21 protein-coding genes and 1 other RNA gene are annotated in these 25,409 nt (G+C 36.0%); 15 read left to right on the top strand and 7 right to left on the bottom strand.

Going from position 1 to position 25,409, the window contains the following annotated elements; all coding sequences use genetic code 11:
* Window positions 1-15 precede the first annotated feature (15 nt).
* Window positions 16-1,515, bottom strand: coding sequence for a cytochrome-c peroxidase (locus tag ACE1OF_RS13310; RefSeq protein WP_448895122.1), 1,500 nt, complete (start codon window positions 1,513-1,515; stop codon window positions 16-18).
* A gap of 312 nt (window positions 1,516-1,827) precedes the next feature.
* Here ACE1OF_RS13310 and ACE1OF_RS13305 point away from each other — a divergent pair, with 312 nt between their 5' ends.
* The 14 genes from ACE1OF_RS13305 (at window position 1,828) to ACE1OF_RS13240 (ending at window position 17,762) form a co-directional block, all read left to right on the top strand.
* Window positions 1,828-2,784 carry a Gfo/Idh/MocA family protein gene (locus tag ACE1OF_RS13305; RefSeq protein WP_448895120.1) on the top strand — a complete coding sequence of 319 codons (957 nt, stop codon included), beginning with the start codon at window positions 1,828-1,830 and terminating at the stop codon, window positions 2,782-2,784.
* A 56-nt stretch (window positions 2,785-2,840) separates the two neighbouring features.
* A complete protein-coding gene (locus ACE1OF_RS13300) occupies window positions 2,841-3,428 on the top strand; it encodes an acyltransferase (protein ID WP_448895118.1) in 588 nt (195 codons plus the stop codon).
* A gap of 29 nt (window positions 3,429-3,457) precedes the next feature.
* Entirely contained in the window at window positions 3,458-4,537 is a 1,080-nt protein-coding gene (locus ACE1OF_RS13295) for a DegT/DnrJ/EryC1/StrS family aminotransferase (RefSeq protein WP_448895116.1), read from the top strand.
* Window positions 4,538-4,654: 117 nt separating this feature from the next.
* On the top strand, window positions 4,655-6,094 hold the full coding sequence (locus ACE1OF_RS13290; RefSeq protein WP_448895114.1) for a lipopolysaccharide biosynthesis protein: 1,440 nt from the start codon (window positions 4,655-4,657) through the stop codon (window positions 6,092-6,094).
* 137 nt (window positions 6,095-6,231) lie between these two features.
* Window positions 6,232-7,362, top strand: coding sequence for a glycosyltransferase (locus ACE1OF_RS13285; protein WP_448895112.1), 1,131 nt, complete (start codon window positions 6,232-6,234; stop codon window positions 7,360-7,362).
* Window positions 7,352-8,632 carry an O-antigen ligase family protein gene (locus ACE1OF_RS13280; protein WP_448895110.1) on the top strand — a complete coding sequence of 427 codons (1,281 nt, stop codon included), beginning with the start codon at window positions 7,352-7,354 and terminating at the stop codon, window positions 8,630-8,632. The genes ACE1OF_RS13285 and ACE1OF_RS13280 overlap by 11 nt, the downstream gene beginning before the upstream one ends.
* Window positions 8,619-9,761 (top strand): glycosyltransferase, encoded by a 1,143-nt coding sequence (locus ACE1OF_RS13275; protein ID WP_448895108.1) that lies wholly within the window; start codon window positions 8,619-8,621, stop codon window positions 9,759-9,761. Before ACE1OF_RS13280 ends, ACE1OF_RS13275 begins: the two co-directional genes overlap by 14 nt.
* Before the next feature lie 9 nt (window positions 9,762-9,770).
* Window positions 9,771-10,817, top strand: a complete 1,047-nt coding sequence (locus tag ACE1OF_RS13270; RefSeq protein WP_448895106.1) for a glycosyltransferase family 4 protein — start codon at window positions 9,771-9,773, stop codon at window positions 10,815-10,817.
* Window positions 10,818-11,138: 321 nt separating this feature from the next.
* Complete coding sequence (gene galU / locus ACE1OF_RS13265; RefSeq protein ID WP_448895104.1) at window positions 11,139-12,041, top strand: UTP--glucose-1-phosphate uridylyltransferase GalU; 903 nt, start codon at window positions 11,139-11,141, stop codon at window positions 12,039-12,041.
* Window positions 12,042-12,378: 337 nt separating this feature from the next.
* Window positions 12,379-14,001 carry a glucose-6-phosphate isomerase gene (gene pgi, locus ACE1OF_RS13260; RefSeq protein ID WP_448895102.1) on the top strand — a complete coding sequence of 541 codons (1,623 nt, stop codon included), beginning with the start codon at window positions 12,379-12,381 and terminating at the stop codon, window positions 13,999-14,001.
* A 97-nt stretch (window positions 14,002-14,098) separates the two neighbouring features.
* Window positions 14,099-14,482, top strand: a complete 384-nt coding sequence (locus tag ACE1OF_RS13255; protein WP_448895100.1) for a response regulator — start codon at window positions 14,099-14,101, stop codon at window positions 14,480-14,482.
* A gap of 113 nt (window positions 14,483-14,595) precedes the next feature.
* On the top strand, window positions 14,596-15,147 hold the full coding sequence (apt, locus tag ACE1OF_RS13250) for an adenine phosphoribosyltransferase (RefSeq protein WP_448895156.1): 552 nt from the start codon (window positions 14,596-14,598) through the stop codon (window positions 15,145-15,147).
* Window positions 15,148-15,200: 53 nt separating this feature from the next.
* Entirely contained in the window at window positions 15,201-17,282 is a 2,082-nt protein-coding gene (gene dnaX, locus ACE1OF_RS13245; RefSeq protein ID WP_448895098.1) for a DNA polymerase III subunit gamma/tau, read from the top strand.
* 150 nt (window positions 17,283-17,432) lie between these two features.
* Window positions 17,433-17,762, top strand: coding sequence for a YbaB/EbfC family nucleoid-associated protein (locus ACE1OF_RS13240; RefSeq protein ID WP_448895155.1), 330 nt, complete (start codon window positions 17,433-17,435; stop codon window positions 17,760-17,762).
* 91 nt (window positions 17,763-17,853) lie between these two features.
* On the opposite strand, the gene ACE1OF_RS13235 is transcribed toward ACE1OF_RS13240, so the two are convergent.
* The 4 genes from ACE1OF_RS13235 to ACE1OF_RS13220 all read right to left on the bottom strand — a co-directional run bounded on the left by ACE1OF_RS13235 (window position 17,854) and on the right by ACE1OF_RS13220 (window position 21,841).
* Complete coding sequence (locus tag ACE1OF_RS13235) at window positions 17,854-18,750, bottom strand: DMT family transporter (protein WP_448895096.1); 897 nt, start codon at window positions 18,748-18,750, stop codon at window positions 17,854-17,856.
* 62 nt (window positions 18,751-18,812) lie between these two features.
* Window positions 18,813-19,511, bottom strand: a complete 699-nt coding sequence (locus ACE1OF_RS13230; protein ID WP_448895094.1) for a LutC/YkgG family protein — start codon at window positions 19,509-19,511, stop codon at window positions 18,813-18,815.
* 12 nt (window positions 19,512-19,523) lie between these two features.
* On the bottom strand, window positions 19,524-21,050 hold the full coding sequence (locus tag ACE1OF_RS13225) for a LutB/LldF family L-lactate oxidation iron-sulfur protein (RefSeq protein WP_448895092.1): 1,527 nt from the start codon (window positions 21,048-21,050) through the stop codon (window positions 19,524-19,526).
* Window positions 21,047-21,841, bottom strand: coding sequence for a (Fe-S)-binding protein (locus ACE1OF_RS13220; protein ID WP_448895090.1), 795 nt, complete (start codon window positions 21,839-21,841; stop codon window positions 21,047-21,049). The genes ACE1OF_RS13225 and ACE1OF_RS13220 overlap by 4 nt, the downstream gene beginning before the upstream one ends.
* A 106-nt stretch (window positions 21,842-21,947) precedes the next feature.
* Here ACE1OF_RS13220 and ACE1OF_RS13215 point away from each other — a divergent pair, with 106 nt between their 5' ends.
* Window positions 21,948-22,850, top strand: coding sequence for a LysR family transcriptional regulator (locus tag ACE1OF_RS13215; protein ID WP_448895088.1), 903 nt, complete (start codon window positions 21,948-21,950; stop codon window positions 22,848-22,850).
* A gap of 62 nt (window positions 22,851-22,912) precedes the next feature.
* Here ACE1OF_RS13215 and metK read toward each other — a convergent pair whose 3' ends face one another.
* Both metK and ssrS read right to left on the bottom strand, forming a co-directional pair.
* Complete coding sequence (gene metK / locus ACE1OF_RS13210) at window positions 22,913-24,103, bottom strand: methionine adenosyltransferase (RefSeq protein ID WP_448895087.1); 1,191 nt, start codon at window positions 24,101-24,103, stop codon at window positions 22,913-22,915.
* Window positions 24,104-24,418: 315 nt separating this feature from the next.
* Window positions 24,419-24,599: non-coding RNA, 6S RNA (gene ssrS / locus ACE1OF_RS13205), on the bottom strand.
* Window positions 24,600-25,409 lie beyond the last annotated feature (810 nt).

Below are 25,409 nucleotides of genomic sequence, written 5' to 3'. Positions count from 1 at the left end.
CTACGGTTAAATTATTTACAGCACCTCACCATGTTGGTCAATCGCAATAACTTGGTCGCCATTAGGATCTTGGTTTTCGCCATCTTCTAATATCCAAGGCATCATACATTCTCTGTCTGTTATACATGGGTCTGTAAGCGCATTGAGAAACGACACTAAATCTTCAATGTCTTGTTCAGTTAAATCCAGCTCTGAACCTTCAAAGTTGTCACTGGCTATGGCTTTTTGTGCATACTCTACAACCATGTCTAGGTTTTGCATACCTGGCTGGCTGATCACTATATTGTTAAACTGTTCAATTGATTGTTTGGCATTAACCGAATGTTTTACTGAATCTGTTAGGTTTTCGTATGCGCCTGAATGCATCCATGGGCCTGTATGAGCAACGTTTAATAAGCTGGGGGTTCTAAAGGCGAATTTATCACTTTCTTGTTTTGTTTCTCTATAACGGCCATAATCTTCATGGCCAGATGCACCATCACCTTTACCATGTCCCAATTGAGGAGCTGCTATGTTATGAAATTGCTCGTCGGTAAAAAAATCGCCTGAATGACAAGAAACACAGCCTGCACCGCCTTCATCTTTACTTTGATAAAATAAAATAGCACCGCGTTTAGCTGAGTCATTTAGTGCTGTTGTATCGCCTTTTATATAGCTCAACCATGGGTTATTGGTAAACACTTGTGATAATTCATACTGTGCAAGAGCAAACGAAATATTTTGCTCAGTGATAAGTTGTTCAGCATTTGCTTCGGGCTGACGAAAGGCTTCTTTAAATTTGTCTAACCAAAAAGAATGATCGTTTAATTCGCCTTGGGCTTCACCATAACCGCCAAGTCGTTTAGCTAAATATTCTCTTATTGTTTGGTTGTCTTTTGTTAGGTGGTTAAAGCCTTTCATTTCTTCGTTAGACGTTATAGGAAAACGTGCTTGAGCTTGTGTTAATGTGCCTCCAGCTTTAGGGTCTGCTATACCATAACTTGAATCAGGTGTACGAATACCTAAGCCATCATTGCCATTTTTACCTGGTGTTTTTCCCATGCTTTCTACACGACCATCATGAAATAAAACATTATCCCAGCCTGCAATATTAAAAGTTGTGGGGGCATTTCGTGGTACATTGGGGCCGCCATCATAGGCAAATGAGTTACTGTCATGAAACCTGCCAGCACCTAATAAATCGGGCAGTTCTGCGCCAACACCAACAGGTAAACATAAATTATCACCACCGCCCAGCATAGGGTGGTGACAAGAAACACAGGCAGAGTCTCGGTCGCCACCTAACGATTTTGAATAAAATAAATGTTTACCTAGCTGAACAACATCACTATTTACATCAGGAATATCTCGGTCAGTAAAGTGATTTCCCGTTAATTTGTTTGCTTTAATCAGGGTATTAAGTGTGGTGTCTAGGGTGTTAACTGGTTGATCAGGTGTTGCTTCTGAATTTTTATTATCGTCTGAATTACAGGCAGTTAAAAGCAGAATGAACAAAAGGTAGTAAATATTACGCATAAGAATCCTATTTATGTGTTTTTGATGTGGTTAGTCACTTTGTTTTGAGGTTTTTTTAGTCACAAAGCATTTTTTTTGTAAGTATACATTTACTAAACACAATATCAATTAATTTGAATAAAACAGCTCACTTTTCATTAGGTTTATTCATAGCATGTGTATTATTGAAACAATCCCAAAACAGGCTATTTGTAGTTTTTTGTAACCAAGCATGGTTAGCCTTGATATTTATACTGAATCTGTATTTGAACTCCCGTATAATGCCGCAAAAATTATCGTTAGTAATGCATATATTTATTTAGGGAATAAACAATGAAAAACTTTGCTTTAATTGGTGCAGCTGGTTATATAGCACCTCGTCATATGAAAGCTATTAAAGAAACCAATAATAGTTTGGTTGCAGCATTAGACAAAAATGACTCGGTTGGTATTATTGATAGTTACTTTCCTGAAGCAGACTTTTTCACTGAGTATGAGCGCTTTGACCGCCATATTGATCTATTGAAACGTAAAGGCACGCAAATTGATTATGTGAGTATTGCTACGCCTAACTATTTGCATGATTCTCATATTCGTTTTGCTTTGCGTAATAATGCCCACGCCATTTGTGAAAAACCATTAGTGCTTAACCCGCATAATATTGATGCGTTACAAGTAGTGCAAGAAGAAACAGGCAAGCAGGTGTATAACATTCTACAATTACGTTTACATCAAAGCATTATTGATTTAAAAGCCTTTGTTGCCGCTGAAGTGGCGAAAAATCCTAACAAAGTATTCGACGTTGATTTAACCTATTTAACCAGTCGTGGTCATTGGTATTTTACTTCATGGAAGGGCGATGACAATAAATCAGGCGGTATAGCCACCAATATTGGCGTACATTTTTATGATATGTTGGGTTGGGTTTTTGGCGATTTAGTTAAAAATGAAGCACATTTAAAAGAGGCCAGTGCCAATGCGGGCTATTTAGAATTTAAACACGCAAGAGTACGTTGGTTTTTATCGGTTAATTATGACTATATTCCTGATGACGTAAAAGCTGTAGGACAAAGAACTTATCGTTCTATTACGGTAGACGGTAACGAAATAGAATTTTCAGGTGGTTTTACTGATCTTCATACCAAAAGTTATGAGCATATTTTAACAGGCGGTGGTTTTGGTTTAGAAGAAGCCCGTAAGAGTATTGAAATTGTTAGCGATATTCGTAACCAAGCCATTGTAACTAATGCGTCTGATGTTCATCCTTTTGTGAGTAAAGTGACTGGCTAAGCTAGTTTGTTATATATGGATTAATTTAGTGGCAAGTTTATTGATAGGAAAAACAGATGACTGATTATTACCAACATGAAACGGCTATTGTTGACGACGGTGCAACCATAGGCGCAGATTCGCGCGTGTGGCATTTTACTCATGTTTGCGCTGAGGCAGTAATAGGCAAAGGCGTTTCACTTGGGCAAAATGTGTTTGTGGGCAATAAGGTCACTATTGGTGACAAATGTAAAATACAAAATAATGTTTCAGTGTACGATAATGTACATTTAGAAGCCGAAGTGTTTTGTGGCCCAAGTATGGTATTTACTAATGTGTATAATCCTCGTTCAGGGGTAACACGTAAAGACGAATATCGCGATACCTTGGTTAAAAAAGGTGTTACGTTAGGTGCTAATTGCACCATTGTGTGTGGTGTTACATTGGGTGAGTATGCCTTTGTTGGTGCAGGTGCTGTTATTAATAAAGACGTAAAACCTTATGCATTAATGGTTGGCGTACCCGCTAAACAAATAGGTTGGATGAGTGAATATGGCGAGCAACTCGATTTACCTATAAAAGGTGAAGGAAGTATTATTTGTGAGCATACGGGTGACCAGTATCAGTTGAAAAATGACCAATTAGTGAAAATTTCAGAAAAGTAATTCAGGAAAGTAATTCAGGAAAGAAAGTAATGCAATTTATTGATCTTAAAACACAGTATCAACATTTAAAAACTAAAATAGACCAACGCATTGCCGATGTACTCAACCATGGTCATTATATTATGGGGCCAGAGGTGCAAGCGTTAGAGCAGGCCCTTGCTGACTATGTTGGGGTAAAGCATGTGGTGACTTGTGCTAATGGTACTGATGCACTTTCATTAGCGTTAATGGTGCTTGATATTAAAGCAGGAGATGCAGTTTTTTGCCCAACCTTTACTTTTTTTGCAACGGCTGAAGTAATTTCTTTTGCGCATGCTACGCCAATATTTGTTGATTCTAACGAACAAACTTTTAATATTTGCCCTAGCGATCTTGAAAAGCAAATTCAACAGGTTATTCAAGAAGGTAAACTTAAAGCCAAGGCAATTATTGCCGTTGATTTGTTTGGCTTACCCGCTAATTACCCTGAAATTGAAGCCATTGCGAAAAAATATAATTTAAAGTTAATTGAAGACGCAGCACAAGGCTTTGGTGGATCAATTACGGATAACAAAGGTAATACTAAAAAAGCAGGTAGTTTTGGCGATATGGCCACAACCAGTTTTTTTCCTGCTAAACCTTTAGGGTGTTATGGCGATGGCGGCGCTGTTTTTACTAATAATGATGACTACGCTGACTTGCTCCGTTCATACCGTGTACACGGTAAAGGGAGTGATAAATATGACAATGTTCGTATTGGTATGAATAGCCGATTAGACACGATTCAAGCGGCTATTTTGTTAGAAAAGCTGGCGGTATTTCCGCAAGAGCTTATTAATCGAAATAAAGCAGCAGCACGCTATAATAATGAACTTGCAAGTTTATATAGAACACCGCAGGTACCCGCTGGATATGAAAGCGCTTGGGCGCAATATACGGTGCTCAGTGAAAATCGTGAGCAAGCAATGGCCGCGTATAAAGCGAAAGGCATTCCAACGGCGATATACTATGCAACGTGTATGCATCAACAAACCGTTTATGCTGACTTAGGTCATCAAAAAGGTGATTTTCCTGTGGCTGAAAAGCTGTGTACTCAAGTGTTCAGTTTACCAATGCATCCTTATCTTTAAAATGTTTTCCGTTTTGTATTGTTAGCGCTAGAAAAACAATAAATTAATACTGTTAATTAATACTATTTTTAGTTGAACCAAAATTAGTTAAGCCAAAAAAGTTAAATAAGTTGATGAATGGATAACAAACTTTTAAATAAAATAGTCCATGTTTTTTTTGGTGCCGCGTTAATTCAAGGTGCTAATATTATTTTATATATGGTATTAGCTCGTTTAATGCCAACCGAAGCGTTTGCTACTTATCGACAATTGTTTTTGATTCAAGCCATTGTTTCGGCAATGTCATTTTCTGCCATTCCAACAGCCTTACTTTATTTTTGTAATGAGTCAAAATCGATGCGAGTAAAATGGAATTATATTAAAAGCATTTGCATTTTAGTATTGCTACTTGGCTTAGTTATCGCGATGGTTATTTTCTTTGCGCGTGAAACTATTGCCTTGGCGTTTTCAAACATAAAACTAGCTGAGTCGTTGAAAGCGTTTGCTTTTGTGCCTTTAGCGACAATGTTTGTGAGTATGTTAGCCTCTGTATTTATTGTAATTGACAAAACAGCTATTCAAATTAAAGTAGCGGGTTTCATCGCCATAGTAAAAGTTGTTCCGGTGATTGTTGTTGCTTTTGTTTATAACAATTTCCAAGCTATTTTATGGTCTACGGTATTAACACATATTGTGGTTGGGCTTTTTTCTGTTTTACTGATTAGGTATTTAGGAAAATGTTATCCATTTAAACCCACAGTTTTTCGGCTGTTTATACCTAGGCTGTGCTTGTATTCTTTCCCGTTACTTCTCGCGAGTAGTGCCAGTATTTTAGGCTTAAAGATTGACCATTTAATTGTTTCTTCTTTGTTAGGTACCACTATTTATGCACTCTATACAGTGGGCGCATTTGAAATACCTATTTTTAGCTTAATTCAAAGTAGTATTAGTGCAGTATTAATTCCTCAAATAACCCGTGACATAAAAAATAAAGACTATATACAAGCGCAAACATTATGGAAAACGGTTAGTTATAAATCTGCTTTATTGAGTTTTCCCATCGCAATATTATTTATAGTTGAAGCAGAATATATTGTTACTTTACTCTTTAGTGAAAAATATCGTGCAGCGTCACCCATTTTTGCCCTGTTTAGCTCGTTAGCGGTAATAAGAGTTATGGCATTTGGTTTGGGCTTAAGGGCAATGGGAAAAACCAATGTTGAGTTTTATTGTACCTTAGTTTATTTAGTTTCTAGTGGTATTGGTGCTTATTTTTTTACTAAACATTTAGGCATGCATGGTGCTGCAATATGGGTTGTTATTAATACAATAGCTTATATTATTTTGTTAGCCTTAGTTACAGCTAAAGTCTCTGAATATAATTTGAACTTATGGCATATATACCCAGTTAAACTTTTGTTAATGGCTTTCTTTATGTTGTTTATCGTATGGTGTATTAGGTTAAAAAATGCGAATGAACACTTGTGTTTTATAATGTCCTTGGCTGAAATTATTATATTTTGGTGCTTTGGAGTGATGTTGTTAGATAAAAATAGGCTTAAGAAAAATAATAGATAGGCGTGGATACGGTTATTTTACCAACGTGGTGTTGTATAATAATGTTGTTATTGCAGGTAATCCTGCCAAGGTTATTAAACACAGCCAAAGCTCAATAAATCACTAAACTAGTTAATAAAAAGATAAGTAGATAAAAAATGAATATTTCTGTTATTTTACACGCGTATTATTTAGACGATACTCGTGTGATCAGGCATTGTGAATGGCTTAGCAAAAATGGCAAAACAGTGACAGTTTTTTGTTTAAATAAGGGAGGAGAGAGTAAAGAAGACGTTGTTAATGGGGTTGTTATTAAGCGTGCTCCTGTTTCGCGGTCAAAGTCTAAAACTAAGTTGTCTTATTTTATTGAATATTTTTTATTTTTCTTTTTTAGTTTTTATCAATCAACCAAAGCGTTAATTGTAGATAAACCCGATTTATATATTATTAATAACATGCCTAATGCGCTTGTATTTACTGCGTTAATTCCAAGAATTTTTGGGGTACCCGTTTTACTTGATGTGCATGATTTAATGCCTGAATTGTGCGAAATTGTTTTTTCAGGTAAAGAGAGTTTTTTAAAAAAAGTATTGCTGTTAGAAGAGCGACTGAGTTTTAACTTTGCTACCCATTTAATGACAGTGAGTAAACCTGTTGTTCGCCTTTTGAGTACACGCTGTAAAAAGAAATTTCATATCACACATAATTCACCTTCTAATTTTTCAGAAAATAATAATGAACTTGAAGGTGCGCCAAAAATAGTTTTTCATGGAAATATACATGAACGTTACGGCATTCAACGAATACTTGAGCCGCTTAATAACTTAGCGGCGAATGGGTGTTCATTTGTTTTTCATATTCATGGTAAAGGCCCTTATGTAAATGAGTTAAATCATTTAATTAAGGACCATAACTATATTAAGTTTCACGGTGAATTTGTTCCCCATGAGGTACCCAATATTCTACAAGGGGCTGCGTTAGGCGTTATTATGAATTACCCTAACCGATCGAATGATTTTGCATTGCCCGTTAAAATGCTTGAATACATTGCGAACAATGTTGCGGTTATCTGCCCTAAATTACCTGTTATTCAAGAATATTTTACCGAAGATTCGGTTTTTTATTTTAATGATAATAGTGATTTGCAAAGTGTTATTGAACTTGCTCTGAGCAATGAACAACTTAGACGAGACAAAGCGCAAGTGGCTTTTCAAAAGTATACTGAAATAGCTTGGGAAAATGAAAAGCATGATTATTTAACCTTTATTGAAGCGTGTAATGAAAATTAGTTATTCTCAAGATAGAGCCATTCTTTTATATGTGGTTTACTTTGCTGTTTTTGTTGACGCTATTTTTGGTGCATTAACGTTAGCAAATTATGACTTTATCAAGTTAAGTTTAGTGTATCGCTTGGTTATTCTGATTACGTTTGTGGTGTTAATTTTTAAAACCAATAATTTTTTTTCAAATTACATAAAATTGATTTTACTGCTGTGGGTTGGCAGTTTGTTCAACTTAGCTTCAACAGGGCGTATTGCAGAACTTTTTTTAGATATTCAAATTTTTGTAAAAGTGCTTTTTCCTTTTGCTGTTTTTTTTATTTTGTATCATCAGTTCAAGCATAAAGATTATTGTTTGATGATCTGCAAAGGTTTATCTCTTTTTGGTTTTGTCGCAGGTATACTTTTTTTATTTTCCATTTTAACGGGCATTGGCTTTCAAAATTATAGTGCTGATCTTTTCGGTATTAGCTCTTTTTTCTTTGCGGGTAACGATATAGGCATAGCGTTGGTGTTATCATTGTGTTTTTCTTGGTTTTTATTTCTTACAACACCTAATAAATACTACTTTTTTGCTATTCTTTTTACCAGTTTAGCTTTGGTTTTACTGGGTACTAGAACAGGCATACTGGGTGCTGCTATTGTTGACACTATTTATATAAGTATTTTTCTTTTTAGAAAATATCCTAATCGTTATTTTCACAAAAGTATGTTATTTCAAAAGCTCATCATTAGTGTGTTTTTGTCTGTCATTTTATTTTTTATTATCAGTTTTGTATTAGAAAATTTAGACATGTTTTCTCTTCAATTAGAACGCTTTGGCGATGTTGCCGAAGGCCATAACCCCAGAGCAATATTAATAGAGCAGGGCATGAAATATATTAATCAAAGACCTTTAATTGAAGGTTTATTGGGGTCAGGAACCTATTACCAACTTGAATTAGCTAAGGGGCTGATGAGCACAGTGCAAGGCACATTAGATTTTCATACCTACAGGGCTTCGTTTGAACACGATATTTATGATATTCATGCTTTGTATGGTAAAGGATTAGGCGGTGTTATTTTACTTGCGCATTGGTTCTTTTTATTATTTTCCATTGTATTATTTATAAAAAATAGATGTTTATTCTCCTTAACCTTAAGTATTTCTTTAGGGCTTGTTTTTATTATTGGTAATTTATCAGGTCATGGTATAACAAGTGCCCAAGTAGGTACTTTACTAGGTTCTATCTATTTTTTAAATTGCACGTATAAACGAGGTTTCTTTGAAAAACATTAATATATTTCACATATCTCCTTTTCCTTATTACACAGGAGGAATAGATACTTGGTTATATAGCTTTTTAACCATTAATGAAAAAGAACATACTTATAATGTTACGCTATATTGTACTGGAGAAGTACAGCCTGAAAAAGAAGCTGCATTTGATATTACCCATTTTAAGCATGTTAATATTATCTATTTATCTACCTATCCTGGCTTTGGCCTGATGCCCTTATGGGCAATAAAATACTTGTTTAGTTTTATGGCTAAAAAAAGCGGAGAAAATGCTGATTTAAGTTTAGCGTTAGGCACGGTTCCTGTGCTATTGCCCTTATTTATTATGAAAAAATTTAGCCTATTAAAAGGCGATGTGTATTGTTCAGTACGGGGGCAAATAGCGCAAGACGGCATAGACTTGAAAAAACCTAAATTTCTTTGTTGGGCTTTAAAGACCTTAGAAGGTTTTTTACTGAAAAGGGTCGATAAAGTATTTGTTAATGGGGAAGATACTAAAGTTTATTTACAGCGTTTTTATCAGCTTGATAGTACCGTTATTGCCAATGGTTTTGATGATGAAAAACTGAATACGGTAAAAGTACCTGAAAATATTCCACCAACATTAGCAGAGGAAATTTCCAATAAAAAAGTGTTGTTACATGTTGGTACATTACGTCCTATTAAAGGCATTGATTATATTTTAAGTGCGTATGCTGAACTAAATGATGAAGCAAAAAATAAATCGTTACTTATTTTTGTAGGCAAGGGACAAGAAGCCTTTTATAAAAATATTGCAAAAAACTTAGGTGTTAACGTTTACTTTTTAGGCGAAAAAAGCAACCCGCTTGACTACATAATGTTAGCTGATGCGGTTATTAATGTTTCAGGCGGTAGCGGGGTTAGCAATTCACTTTTAGAAGCGCTGGCCATGGGTAAACCTGTTATTGCTTGGGATAATTTAACGTTTTCACAGGTTATGGATGAGAAGTCAGGCGTGCTATGCAAAACTCATGATGTGCAGTCACTTGCGTGTGGCTTTGCAAAAATTATTAATGGTGAACATTTTGACCAAGCATTAGTTAAGGCTAGTGTTAAGCCTTATTATTGGTCAAGCATTTGGTATAAATGGAAGCAGTATTTAACATAGGAGCATGTAATGACTAAAAAAGTGCTTGTAGTAACTAATATGTACCCTAATAAAAAATCTCCTGCGGCGGGTGTTTTTGTTAGAAAAATGACTCAGCAATTACAAGAGAATATAGACTTTTCTGTTGCGCTATGGGTTATACCCAATGTGTCGAATAAATTGATTGCTTATTGTCTTTTTTATTTAGGTTTTATTTTTAAGTTATTAATTTTTAGGCCAAAAATTGTTTATTGTCATTTTGTTTCTCATACTGGTTTATTAGGTGTTTTGGCTAAAACCCTATTAGGGTGTAAATTGGTACTTAATTGTCACGGATCTGATGTGATGAATTCAATTCATAGCAATAAGTTTAAGTTTAAATTAAATAATTACTTATTTAGCTGTGCTGATAAAATAATAGTTCCTTCTGTATTCTTGCACTCGGTTGTGCATAAACATTTTGCTGTGTTAAATAGAAAAATGTTTATTTATCCCTCGGGTGGTATTTTTATCCCGCATAACCAAATAAAAAAAAATGATGATAGCCAACAAACCGGCGTTATAAAAATTGGTTATGTAGGTAGGTTAATCGAGTCTAAGGGCATTAATGTGCTAACGGCAGCATTGTCAAAATTGAACAATGTTGAGTTACTTGTTGCAGGCAGTGGGGATATTTCATTACTCAAAAATAATATTACCCCACAGGTTAAATTAACCTATTTAGGCGAGGTGCCTCAGCATAAACTCCATGATATGTATGAGCAAATTGATCTATTAGTTTTTCCTACATTGTTACAAGAGAGTTTAGGGTTGACCCCTCTAGAGGCTATGGCGTTTTCCGTGCCTGTTATTGGTTCTAATATTGGTGCGGTATCTGAATATGTTATTAACAATAAAACAGGGTTTCTTGTAACGCCAGGCGGTGTTGATGAATTAGCTTCGGCCATAATTAAATTTACAAAAATGACCACAGACGAAACAGAAGTATTAAAGACTAATGCTAGAAATATGGCTAAAAAGTACGATGAAGAAAATATTAGGCACGCCTTAGCTGAATTAATAAATAATCTTGCTTAAGCTATGATAAATGCACTTAGCAAAGAGAAAATCAAAGCGACAAAACAACTTTTTAACGGTAAACTATTTAACTTGAATTTGTAAGTAAACACCTTGTTTGCGCTCAAAGTTTCGAACATACATGATTAATACTAGTTTCATTAATTAAGTGAGCTATTTTATACGTAGAAAAAATTGCCAAAAATAAGGCATTTATTTCAATAACTAGTTGTTCTAATTATTAAATAAATAACGGTGTAGTTGGTGATTTTAGCAAGTAGAAATGATCACATAGTTAGTGAGGTTGGTATAAAAACCAATTTTAAAGATTTAAGGATTAGAATGACTAACAAAATAACCAAAGCGGTAATACCTGTTGCTGGATTAGGTACACGCATGTTACCTGCCACTAAAGCAATCCCTAAAGAAATGTTACCCATAGTAGATAAACCGTTAATTCAATATATTGTTGATGAATGTGTTGCTGCGGGTATTAAAGAAATTGTATTGGTTACACATTCTTCTAAAAATGCCATTGAAAATCATTTTGATAAGTCGTTTGAGCTTGAAACCACGTTAGAAAAACGGGTAAAACGTCAGTTACTTGATGAAATTCAGGCCATTTGTCCTAAAGATGTTACCATTTTGCATGTTCGCCAAGGTGAAGCAAAAGGGCTTGGGCATGCGGTATTAAAAGCGCGTCCTATTATTGGCAACGAGCCATTTGTTGTGGTATTGCCTGATGTTATTTTAGATGATTCAAGTGCTGATTTAAAAACAGAAAACTTGGCTGCCATGTTAGCTAGGTACCATGATGTTGGTGGCTATAGTCAAATTATGGTTGAGCCAGTACCAATGGAAAAAGTAAGTAGTTACGGTGTGGTTGATTGTGCAGGTTATGAGTTGACTGCTGGGGAGTCTCAACCAATGACGGCCATTGTAGAAAAACCCCCTGTAGAAGAAGCACCTTCCAATTTAGCGGTAGTGGGTCGTTATGTATTGTCTGAAAAAATTTGGGATTTATTACGTTTAACACCACCAGGTGCAGGTGATGAAATTCAGTTAACTGATGCTATTGCTATGCTGATGGAAAAAGAAACGGTAGAAGCCTTTCACATGACAGGTAAATCTCATGATTGTGGTTCAAAACTAGGTTATATGAAGGCCAATGTTGAATATGCATTACGCCATAGTGAATTGGGTGATGAATTTTCTGAGTATTTAAAAACACTTTCGTTAAAATAGTTATTTAAGTGAAATGATAATGGCTGTGAAAGCAGTCATTAGTAAACTCGTTATTAAAGTTGCTTCTGCGTAAGAAAGTATTTATTAACAGAGCCATTCCTAATAAGTTTGAGCTCGGCTTAATAAATGTTTCTCTAGCTGCTATTTCTCCTGACTTCATCGTTAAATTTACTTGCGATAACTCCCTGTTGGCGTGAAATTTGCTCTGTTTAATTTACGAATGAAAGTAGAAGAACTATCAAGCTAGAGTGTGATTTGAAAAACATTACCAATAGTTTCAAATAGTTAAAAGTCTCTTAAACCGAGTTCAGGTTAATAAGGTAAGGAAAAGAAAAGTATGGAACTCTTCAATGAAACTATTCAAAAAAGTGCAGTGTTGGCTAAAAAACGTTCCATTTGTGCACTTTTTGATATTCCAACCAATAGAGCTGATGATTTTTCAGTAAGCGCTGCTGATTTATATCTTGATTATTCAAAACAAAATATTACTAATACTGAATTAACCCAGTTAATTACTTGGGCTAATGAGAATAACTTATCTAAAAAAATAGCTGCTATGTTTAACGGGGAAAAGATAAACAATACCGAACAACGTGCTGTTTTACATACAGTATTAAGGGCACCCGAACAGATAAAAAAACAAATATTAGGTAACGAGGCTGAGCAAGTAAAACAAACAGAAGTGCGTATGGCACAAATTGTTGATGATGTGCATGCAGGAAAACTAGCCAGCATTACAGGTGAAAAATTTACTGATGTATTAGCTGTTGGTATTGGAGGCTCTTATTATGGTATTAAAGTTGGTTTAAGCGCGCTACAGCATTATCACAAAGAAGGATTAACAGTGCATATGCTTGCCAATGTTGATGGTGCAGCGGTTACAGAAAAACTTGAAAAGTTAAACCCTGCCACAACACTTGTGGTGATTATTTCTAAAACATTTACTACCCAAGAAACTTTATTAAATGCTAATACAATAAAGCAATGGATGCTAGCCAAGCTAAAAAATGAGAAAGCAATAGCAACTCATTTTTTTGCTATTAGTAGTCATGTTGAAAAAGCGCAAGCCTTTGGTTTACGGGCAAGCCATATTCTTCCTATGTGGGATTGGGTAGGAGGCCGTTTTTCATTATGGTCTGCCGTGGGGTTGCCACTTGCTTTGGCTATAGGTAATGATTACTTTACAGCTTTAAAAGCTGGCGCTTATGAAATGGACAAACATTTTCAGACCGCTGATTTTTCTCAAAATATGCCCGTGCTTATGGCATTAATTGGTATATGGAATCGTAATGGCCTTAATTATTCTAATTTAGCTGTACTCCCATATGATCATTCTTTAAGAGCGCTGCCAGGCTATTTACAACAAACCGATATGGAAAGTAATGGTAAGTCGGTATCTAAATACGGTGAAAAACTTTATTGGCAAACCGCTCCTATTGTTTTTGGGCAAGAGGGCACAAATGGGCAACATGCTTTTATGCAATTAATGCATCAAAGTGATGAGATTATTCCAACTGATTTTATTGTTGCTTTAAAGGGAACTAATTCGTTAGTTGAGCATCATAAGGTATTAGTCGCTAATTGTTTTGCGCAAAGTGAAGCGTTAATGCAAGGAAAAAGTTTAGTGCAAGTAGAATGTGAACTAGCTGAACAAGGTGTTTCATCACAGCAAAATACCTTGTTAGCGCCTCATAAAACCATGAAAGGAAATACTCCCAGCAATACCTTATTAATGCCATTATTAACGCCTAAGTGTTTAGGTGCTCTTTTAGCGCTTTATGAACATAAAATTTTTGTTCAAGGTGTGTTATGGCAGGTAAACTCTTATGATCAATGGGGGGTTGAATTAGGAAAACAATTAGGTAAGCAAGTACTAGCTTTTATGGATAACAGGGCCGTGGAACATACTATGTCAGCATCAAGCATTAAATTAATTGAAGCTTTTTTGCAAAAACATTAGTCCCTTTTTTCTTATTAATATTTAGCGTAGAATACGCCTCGATAAGAGTGATTTAAAGCTTATTTATTGATGTAAAAATACAGGCACAAGATTGTATATGAATATTTTAGTTGTTGATGACAAAAGAAGTGTTAGAGAATATATCAGTCAGTTGTTAACGCCGCTTGGTTATAATGTTAGCACTGCGGTTAATGGTTTAGATGGTTTTGAAAAAGCACAGAAGAACGCTTTTGAGCTTTATATTATTGATCACTTAATGCCATTAATGAATGGTGTTACGTTAAGCAAAAATCTTAAACAAACCCCTGTTTGCGCTCACACGCCTATATTGTTTATGACCACAACAGATAAAGCGAGTGTTGAAAGCTTACCAGAAGCTAGCTTATTTAATAATATATTAACTAAACCATTGAATGAGGAAGCGTTTGTCTCGTCGGTAAGTGGCTTACTACGTAACAGAGATTCTTCAAAGTTGGCATAAAGGCATCGTGTTTTAATTCCTCCAGAATCATGCTTTTTGGTGAGGGTATGGGTATATATCTTTGTAAAATTGTTTTATGCTTTGTCACTATTAATTTTTGAAAAAATATAAGCATAGTAATGAATGAACAACAATTAACACAATTAAAAGCTGCCATAAAAACTATTCCCAATTATCCTATTGACGGCATTTTATTTCGCGATGTCACTAGCTTATTAGAAAACGCTGAAGCGTTTGCCTTAGCTATTAGTTTATTAACTAAAAAATATAAAAACCAAGGGTTTACTAAAATTGTTGGTACAGAAGCGCGTGGCTTTATATTTGGTGCACCTTTAGCTTTAGCATTGGGTATTGGTTTTATTCCTGTTCGTAAACCTGGAAAACTTCCCAGAAAAACTTTTTCACAAGCCTACCAACTTGAGTATGGCGAAGATATTTTAGAAATACATCAAGATGCGTTAACTGCAGATGACAAAGTATTAATTATTGATGACTTGTTGGCGACAGGTGGCACGATAGAAGCGACAACTAAGCTAATACGATGTGTGGGGGCAGAAGTAAAAGACGCGGGTTTTATTATTTCGCTACCTGATTTAGGGGGTGAAAAACGACTTGAAACAATGGGGTTAACTCCTTATTCACTTGTTCAATATGAAGGTGAATAATACCAATTTAATTTACGTAGCCATGGAAACAATTAATTGTGAGAAACACATAAATGAGTTATCAAGTTTTAGCAAGAAAATGGCGTCCTAAATGCTTTGAAGAGCTAATGGGGCAAGAGCATGTGGTAACTGTGCTTGTTAATGCGTTAACCCAGCAGCGTTTACATCATGCTTATTTGTTTACGGGAACACGCGGCGTAGGTAAAACCACCATTGCCCGCATATTTGCTAAAAGTTTAAATTGTGAAACAGGCATTACCGCGACACCTTGTGGGCAATGCGATGTTTGTTTGGAAATTGATCAAGGCAGATTTGTTGATCTACTTGAGATAGACGCGGCATCAAAAACCAAAGTAGATGACACGAAAGAAATTCTTGATAACGTACAATATGCGCCAACACGAGGTCGTTATAAAGTCTATTTGATAGATGAAGTGCACATGCTTTCACGTCATAGTTTTAATGCGTTATTAAAAACATTAGAAGAACCACCTGAACACGTTAAGTTTATTTTAGCAACAACGGATCCTCAAAAATTACCTGTTACTGTACTGTCGCGTTGTTTACAGTTCCATTTAAAAGCGCTGACGGTAAACCAAATTGAAACTAAGCTGACTGAAATTTTAGCCAGTGAGCAGGTTACCCATGCTAGTGGCACATTAACACTGCTTGCCAAAGCAGCACGTGGAAGTATGCGTGACTCGTTAAGCCTAACCGACCAAGCAATAGCACAAGGACAGGGTAATATAACCTTGTCTAATATTCAGCAAATGCTAGGTGGCATCGATCAAAATTGGGTGTATAAAATTGTTATCGCATTACTTAAGCAAGAGGGCGAAAATTTAATGACCCTTTCACAAGAAATTGCCAGTTATGCGCCTAGCTATAGTCGATTATTTGCGGAGTTGATCCAATTATTTCATCAAATAGCAATATTACAAGTGGTTGATCAACATTTTGATTTACTGCCTGAACATGCTCAATTACTGAAAAAGTTTAGTCAGGCGATGTCACCAGAAGATGTGCAGTTGTATTATCAAATTTGTGTTAATGGCCGTAAAGACTTACCTTATGCGTCTGACGAACAAGCCGCTTTTGATATGACATTATTGCGTTTGTTTGCTTTTAAACCAATGCAGCGAGAGTCACTGCCAGAATCAATACGCGTGTCAGCAAGTGAGCCAGCAGAGCTAGCAACAGTAGATTTAGATATCAACTTAAGCATGTCAGGTGGTTCAGGGGTAGATAATGCTGATGAAATTGCTGATGAGTTACCAACAGAACAAGCGTTAGCACAACAAGCAGCGCATATTGAACAGCAAGCAGCGAGTTTTCAAGCAGAAGTTGAGAGTCAAACACCGTTTCAAAGGCAAGAACAATCGTTTACTCAATCAGAGCAACATGATTATGAACAAGTGCCCAATTTTGCAGTAGAAGAAAATTCACTTTTTGCTGAGGAAGAAACACCACAAAATATTGATGCACCGCAAATAAAGCCAATTGAAGAGACTACTTTTGATAGCCCCGTAAATAAGGTACTTGCAACAAGGAATATGCTGCGAAGTCGTAAAAAACAATTGGCGCAACAGGGAAAAAAGTCAAGTGACGCCATCGCGCGTCCTGAACATGTAACTGAATCTAGCAATGAATCTAGTAGTGAAACACAAACGGAACCTGAGGTAGTCACTTTACCTAAACCTGAACAACCTTATCAGGCTGAAAACATTGATCCTGCCACTATTCATAAAGCGAATCAGGTTGATGAGTGGGCGCATATGATTGACTCAATGGAGTTAACCGCAAGGTTAAGGCAACTGGCAATACATGCCACAATTGACGCAAACTCTACCAGTGATAATTTAATTTTGTGCTTAAACCAAGCAACCAAACATTTATATACTGACATTGCGCAACAGCAACTGCAGCAAAGTATCAGTGAATATTTATCACGTGAGATAGAAGTTAGTATCAATATAGTAGAACAAACGATTGCAGATCCTTATCAAATTCAATCGCATATTAATGATAAACGCTATGATTATGCAAAAGAAGTTTTAAATAATGATGAAGTAGTGCAAGGACTAATACAAACATGCCAAGCAACTTTGGACGATGACAGTATTTCAGCACTTTAAAAGCTTAGCAAAGTTTAGTTTACTTAACTGACTTAGGTTTAAATAACATTTTATACTGTTGCTTCGGCATCATATTGGTATACTATCGGCAACAAATTTACTTAATCTCAACTCGGTTAGAGTAGTTTAAAGTTAACTTACTGGAGGAATATAATGATGAAAGGTGGTATGGGCAATTTAATGAAGCAAGCCCAACAAATGCAGGCTAAAATGCAAAAGGCTCAAGAAGAGTTAGCCAATATGGAAGTTGTGGGTGAATCTGGCGCTGGTATGGTTAAAGTAACCATGACAGGTAGCCATAATGTACGTAAAGTTGAGCTTGATGAAAGCTTAATGGAAGATGACAAAGACATGATTGAAGATTTACTAGCTGCAGCGGTAAATGACGCAGTACGTCGTGTTGAAGAACAAAATAAAGACAAAATGGGTGCGTTAACGGGCGGTATGCAATTACCCCCAGGCATGAAAATGCCGTTTTAGTAGCTCATTTTAGTATTTATGTGTTTAAGCATTTCAGGGCAAGACACATTAACTATAAAAAGCCGACTTTATGTCGGTTTTTTTAGGCGCACTAAAAACGTTTTATTGACCGTTTGTATGCCCGCTGTAATCTTTCCATGCTTTGTTTACCCATAATAACAGTTAACACACCGCCAAGTACTAAAAATGATGATGTTATCAATTCGATATTAATTGTTTCGTTAGAAAAAATCACACCTCCAATGGCCGCTATTACGGGAACCGACAATTGAATTATTGCCGCATGCTTTACGGTTAATCCCGAAAGGGCAGAGTACCATATAGCGTAGCCTAAGCCCGATGTCACCGTACCTGAAATAATTGCAAGGAGAATTCCTTGATTAGATAACTCAATATTTGACAAAGTTAATAACATGAGTAAACCAATAAAGGGTAGTGTTCTTAAAAAATTATTCGTGGTATCAACAAGCGGAGTTTTTGACCCCCTTCCAGCTAGGGTATAAAAACCCCATGCAATGCCTGAAATAGCCATTAATAAAAATCCAGTCAATGAAGGAGCGCTTGCACTGGGCATTAATAAAATAATCAGCCCGATAAAGGCAATGATCAAACCCAACCACTCAGCTAAAAGTAGTTTTTTACCTTTGAATATGTCAGATAAGATCATGGTGACTTGCACTGATCCAAATAAAATCAAAGCCCCTGTACCTGTATCTAAACTGATATAGGCATAGGAAAAAGCACCTGCATAGATAAATAGAAAAAGGGCAGAAAGCCAGCTGCCTGCTTTTATATTGATTATTTTTTGTGGGCTTTTATGTACGTTAATAGAAATTAATAAGAGTAGAAAAATAGCGCCTGAAAAAAGCCTAATTGAGGTAAAGCTCGCCGCATCAATTATATTGTCATTTAATGCTAGTCGACATAAAACAGAGTTTCCTGCAAACGCTAACAGCGCTAAGACAGTTAATAAAATTGTTTTAAACATTTGTCACTATCGTACCTTGTTATTTTCTACAATGTAAATCAACTTATTAGTTTTTAAGTTTGTTAGGGAACCAATAAAACAATTAATTCTTTAGGTCCATGTGCACCATACGCTAAAGTTTGTTGAATATCTGCTGTTTTTGATGGACCCGAGGCTAAAATAATATTGGTAGGCATTTTATTTTGCCATTGTTGAGCTTTAATCAGTGAGTCAAAATCTTGATAAAGTGTTTTTTCCTCAACCACTACTATGTGCACAGGGGGAACTAATGAAAGGCTTCTTGGTTCTTCAGTTGTTGGCCATAAAACAATAGTGCCAGTTGCCGCAATAGCAGAATGTGCACTAGTAATACTGACAGGTGACTCATTAAATAAGCGGTCTTTATTTGCTGGGTCAGATAAATTGAAGTCATAATATTGTATTGAAATAGTATTTTCTGCTGAGTTGTTATTCGTTAATTCAAGCAAATAGTTTTCAAGAGGGCTGGCTTTACCACCAAGCAAGCGGGTTATGCCACGTGTTGTTAATACTTTTCTGATCATCGTTGGTATTTCTTGTGGTTCAAGCATAATAACTTCAGCGTGGTTTGCTTCAAGTAAACTTATAAATTGCTTTTTTTGCTCTGCTTTACTTAAAGCAGGGTATTGATAAGCGAATTCTTTTGGCAGCTTTGTGTAGTCAGCGCCGCCTACTTGCTCTTTCAACTTAGCTAAAATATTATTTCTACTTGTCTGGCTTGGTGTTTTATTTTGGGTAGACACGTTAATTTCCTCTTAGCTTTGTTGCTTTTTTAATTGCTTATTTTGTGCTTGATGTGCTTTTACTCGCTCATGTAATGTTTTTGGGGCGAGTTTTGGCGCAGAGCGAACACTGGTCCATACACCTATTTTAGCTGGCATTAATTTACGTAATCGTGTAGCAAACCACATTGATGAGTTATAAATAAAAGCGTGTTTGTGCATCAGCTGCCACACAAACCAAATACTGGCTTCAACTTTTTTACGGCCACTACCTTCACCTTTCATTATTTGTTTATGACCATCAGTATTTGCGGGTTTGTTACTTTCACTTCGTAAACGCAATAATAACTTGGGAATAGGAATTTTCACGGGGCACACTTCACCACAAGCACCACATAAAGAAGATGCTGTGGGTAAACTATTGGTTGCTTCAAGCCCTAACATATGTGGCGAAACTATTTTTCCTATTGGGCCAGGGTAAACCGTTCCGTAGGCGTGTCCGCCAATACGAGTATATACAGGGCAGTGGTTCATACAAGCACCACAGCGTATACATTGTAGAGTTTGGCGCATTTCTTCGTCAGCAAATGCCTGACTTCTACCGTTATCAAGTAAAACTAAGTGAACTTCTTTGGGGCCGTCTTTCTCGCCATTTTTTCGAGGAGAGCTTATCATATTGAAATAGGTTGAAATGATCTGCCCAGTTGCGCTGCGCGTTAGCAAACTTAGTAGTGGTGGTACGTCATCGAGAAACTCAACCACTTTTTCTATACCCGTAATGGCAATGTGTAAATCAGGCACTGTTGTACACATTCTGCCATTACCTTCATTTTCTACTAGGCATAAGGTACCTGTTTCAGCAACGGCAAAGTTAACTCCTGTAATACCTACATCGGCATGACAAAACTTTTCACGTAGAACACGTCTACCTTCACCAATTAAGGCATCTACATCAGTAGTATGTTTAAAGCCTTCAATTTTATCGGCAAATAAATCAGCGACTTGCTTTTTGTTTTGATGAATAGCTGGCATGATAATATGTGAAGGATGTTCATGGGCAAGTTGTACTATGTATTCGCCCATGTCAGATTCTAGACACTCAATATCTCTGTCTTCTAAATAGTCGTTCAATGATGTTTCTTCAGACACCATTGATTTCCCCTTAACAACAGTTTTTCCATTTTTGTCTTGAATCAATGTTGCAATTATTTCGTTTGCTTGGGTGATAGTTTCAGCCCAATGTACTCGTATGCCATTTGCCTCAAGGTTTTGTTCTAATTGTTCAAGTAATGTTGGTAGCTTTAATAAACAGCGTTGTTTTATCAGTTTGCATTGTTCGCGCAATGTTTCAAGCTCATCTTCGTTTGACAAGGCAACTTTACGCTTGTCCATGAGGTAATCCATTGCACCACGGAAGTTACTTCTTAGTTCGTTATTACTTAAATCACGGCTAACGTTGACTCTAAATTCGCTGGCAGATTTAGCATATTTACTTTCATTTGGATCGTACTTATTTTCTTTGGGACTGTTTTGCTTAGGTACGTGTTGTTGAACGGTCATTTTTCAGTCCCTTCTTTTTGAGAAGCTTTATTTTGGGTTCTTTTCAGTAAATAGCTGGCAATGTGTTCACCACGTAACGATTTTTTTTGAAATTCAAGTGCCCCATCTATATTAGTCATACAGCCCCAGTCAGCACTGATATAACGAACCACATCCGCATCAAGTAAATTGGCGGTTTTATCTTTAACCATAGCGGCTGATATATCACCATGTTTCACGGCAAAAGTACCACCAAAGCCACAGCATTCACTTTCATATTTATGAGTAATTAATTCAACATGCTCAAGCTGCTCTATTAGGTTTTTCCCTGTAATATGTACGCCCATTTCCCTGCGGGCAGCGCAAGATGTGTGTAATGCCACTTTTTCTGGCTTACCTTGGTCAGTGAGCTTAATCTTTAATACCTTGATCAGAAATTCAGTAAATTCAAAAATTCGATCGCAAAATGCTTGTATGCTGGGATCATCTTTTAATAGCTCTGGATAATGATGGCGCATCATGCCGCCACAAGAGCCTGAAATGATAACAATAGGTATATCAAGAGGAAACTGTGCTACTTGTGCTAATGCAACCGCTTTAGCTTCATCTTGATAACCAGAATTATAGGCAGGTTGGCCACAGCAAGTTTGCCCTTGAGGAAAAATAACTTCAATGCCTTGTTGCTCTAACAAGGTAATGGCATCAATGCCTGAATCGGGATAAAGCGTATCAGCTAAACAAGTACCATATAAGTAAACTTGCTTTGGTTTTTCTGGGTAATATCTTAAATGTTGAGTATTTAACGCGGTCATTCGGAAATTGGTCCAAGTATTTTCAGTTATTGTTAACTTAACCTTATTTTTATTGTTAATATATGTGTTGCTTATTAATTTATTGTTTCTTAAAACGGTGTAATGTATGTTGATTGCAAATGAATTATCACTTTTTGCTTTAGTTGTTGAGGCTAAATCTTTTAATAAAGCCGCTGAATTAGCTGAAATGTCAACGCCAGCATTAAGTAAGCGTATTTCAAAACTAGAAGCAGACTTAGGTGTACAGTTACTTTATAGAACAACTCGGCGCTTGAGTTTAACCGAGGCAGGTACAAATTTATATCAACATGCAAAAACAGTGAACGGACAAGTTTCTCAAGCGTTGGCTGAATTAAGCCATTACAGTGAAACCATTAGTGGGCATATTAAATTAACGGTGCCGACTATTTCTGGTGAATTACTGTTAGCTGAAATTATTGCTGAATTTTGCCAAAAATATCCAGATATTAGCGTTGATCTACGACTTGAAAATCAATTTATTGATATGGTCAAAGAGGGTATCGATCTTGCCATTAGAACAGGAGTACTTGAAGATTCTAGCTTAATCGCTAAACCTTTACTGACATCGCATTGGGTGGTGTGCTGTTCGCCTAAGTACCTAGAAAGTAATGGCGAACCTTTGACACCTAATGCATTATCTAGCCATAATTGTTTGGCCTATACTTACCAAGATCAAGGGGCATATGATTGGCGTTTTACCAATGAAAAAGTGCAATATAACGTCAGAATATCTGGTAGTTTATCTACTAATAATGCACAGGCACTGCGTAAAGCGGCATTGGCAGGATATGGTATTGCTTATATTCCACGATGTAGTGTTTACGAAGATCTCCAAGCTGGGGATTTAGTTGAATTAATGCCTGAATATAAACCAAGAACGTTAGGAGTATATGCTGTTTATCCTTATACCAAATACCTTCCCAATAAAATAAGACTATTGATTGAACATATTAAGCAAGGGTATGAAGATTTAAAACATTACTTTTAAAATCTAGACCAATACTGTGCAATATTGGTCTAGCAGAAGTTTGTTTAAGATATGCACACGTATTATGCGATACCCGCTGATTTTCGTAAATCATCAGCTTTATCAGTTTTTTCCCAACTAAATGCAGTAAAAGTATCATCTCCAACTGTCATTTCAAAGGGTTCACGTCCAAAATGACCATAAGCAGCAGTTTGCTGATACATAGGGTGTAATAAATCAAGCATTTTAGTAATACCATAAGGGCGTAAATCAAAATGTTCACGTACAAGTTCAACTAAACGTTCTTCACTCACTTTTCCTGTACCAAAAGTATCAATAGAAATAGAGGTTGGTTCTGCAACACCAATTGCATAAGATACTTGAATCTCACAACGATCAGCTAAACCAGCAGCAACAATGTTTTTGGCTACATAACGGCCAGCATAAGCAGCGCTACGGTCTACTTTTGATGGATCTTTACCAGAAAAAGCCCCTCCACCATGACGCGCCATGCCACCATAGGTATCAACAATGATTTTTCTACCCGTTAAACCGCAATCACCAACTGGACCACCAATAACAAAACGTCCTGTTGGATTGATATGATATTTAGTATTTTCTGTTAACAACTCAGCAGGGAGAACATGCCTAATAATATTTTCCATTACAGCATCTACTAAGTCTTCTTGTTTGATATCAGGGTTATGCTGAGTTGAAAGAACAACTGTATCAATGGCAATAGGTTTATTATCTTCGTAGATAAATGTGACTTGTGATTTGGCATCTGGTCGTAACCAAGGAAGAATACCTGATTTACGCGCTTCTGCTTGTCGTTCAACTAAACGGTGAGAATAGTATATAGGTGCAGGCATTAAGGTTTCAGTTTCATTCGTTGCGTAACCAAACATTAAACCTTGATCTCCAGCACCTTGATCTTCAGGTTTTGAACGATCAACCCCTTGAGCAATTTCTGGGGATTGTTGACCAATTAAATTCATAATGCCGCAAGTTTCACCATCGAAACCAACATCTGATGATGTGTAACCAATATTACTAATCACATTACGTGTAAGTGTTTCTAAATCAACCCAAGCGTTTGTGCTTACTTCACCTGAAATAATTGCAACACCAGTTTTAACCATGGTTTCACAAGCTACACGTGCAAATTTATCTTTAGCAATAATAGCATCTAATACCGCATCAGAAATTTGATCGGCAATTTTATCTGGATGACCTTCTGAAACAGACTCAGAAGTGAAAAAGTGTGTAGACATAAATCCTCAACTGCTAAATTTTGATGTTAATATTTCTTTATTGATATACACAATCTATTTAAATTAAATAGTTTATAAAAGTGCTTATCAACATTAATACATAATGTGCAGAGTTTACCTTGATAAGTTCAAACTATCTAGTTTTTTTACGCCTAGACGTCTAAATGGCTTTAAGTTTATGTAAATCTTAATTTTGAATAATATAGTTTAATAAAGAAATCAATGTAAATTATACTCGCGTTATTAATATAGGAAGCAAGATATTAAAACAGTGGTTCTATAAATGATGAAGATGAATTCTTATTTATTAGGTGAGGTTCTTCCAAGGTGCCGCAGTAAACCGTAGTCCTGAACACCGTGTGTTCAGGGCGGAAGTATCATGCTAACCGTAGGCTTCCCGATACGAGCCGGGCTTGCTCAATAGCTAATAATCAACATCCTAAGGTAAAACTTATCGGCTCAGGGACATAGTCACTTACAAACACCCCAGAAGATTTTTCATTATAACTGAATTTTAACGTAGGATAAGCTTTTTTTAACTGGTTTGATTTGTTTGCTCAATATTTAACATTTTATTATTTGTCTTATCTTATATAAGCTATAAGTATAACATGACAAGTAATATTAAAAATTAAGGCTAATAGATAATAATTAGTCAGTTTGACTGTAAAAACATCAACTTTTATAAGGTTTGTATGAATGCTAAGCAATTAAACAAATATTACGTTTTTTTTACAAAAAAGAGTTGACGACAGCATATAAATCTCTACAATGCGCTCCAGTTCCAAGGGGTTCAGCCAAAAAGCTTAATCAACTGGATGTTTTGATAAGTTATCTCGCTACTTATTTAAGTAGATAAGCTAACTTAACGTTTCAAAATGAAAAACGTGGGAGTTTGAAAAAAACTTTCAAATAAATTCAAAAAAACGTTGACATCAAAACTCGGAAGCGTATGATACGCATCCTGCTTCGGGGCTACAGCAACGAAGTCAGGGTTAATACCGAAGTAACGAACGAATGCGATTCTTACTTGCCTTCTTTAGAAGGTGTTCTTTAACAATTAGTTATCATGCAATTTGTGTGAATACTCACATTAACTTGTTTTTACATAGTTCAACTCTTTCGAGAGAAGAACAAAAAAAACGCTTTAATGAATGATGTTCACATAAATGAATACTTTTCTTCGGAAAAGTAATACTTATATATGTAATGCGTATCAAACTTGTTTTGATACACGACAGAATTCATTGAGCAGATGTTCACTTTTGTGACATCACAAACGATTTTTAATTGAAGAGTTTGATCA

This window comes from Colwellia sp. E150_009, assembly GCF_053543955.1.
The sequence above is the reverse complement of the archived record's forward strand: the minus strand, read 5'-3'. Positions and strand labels throughout refer to the sequence as shown.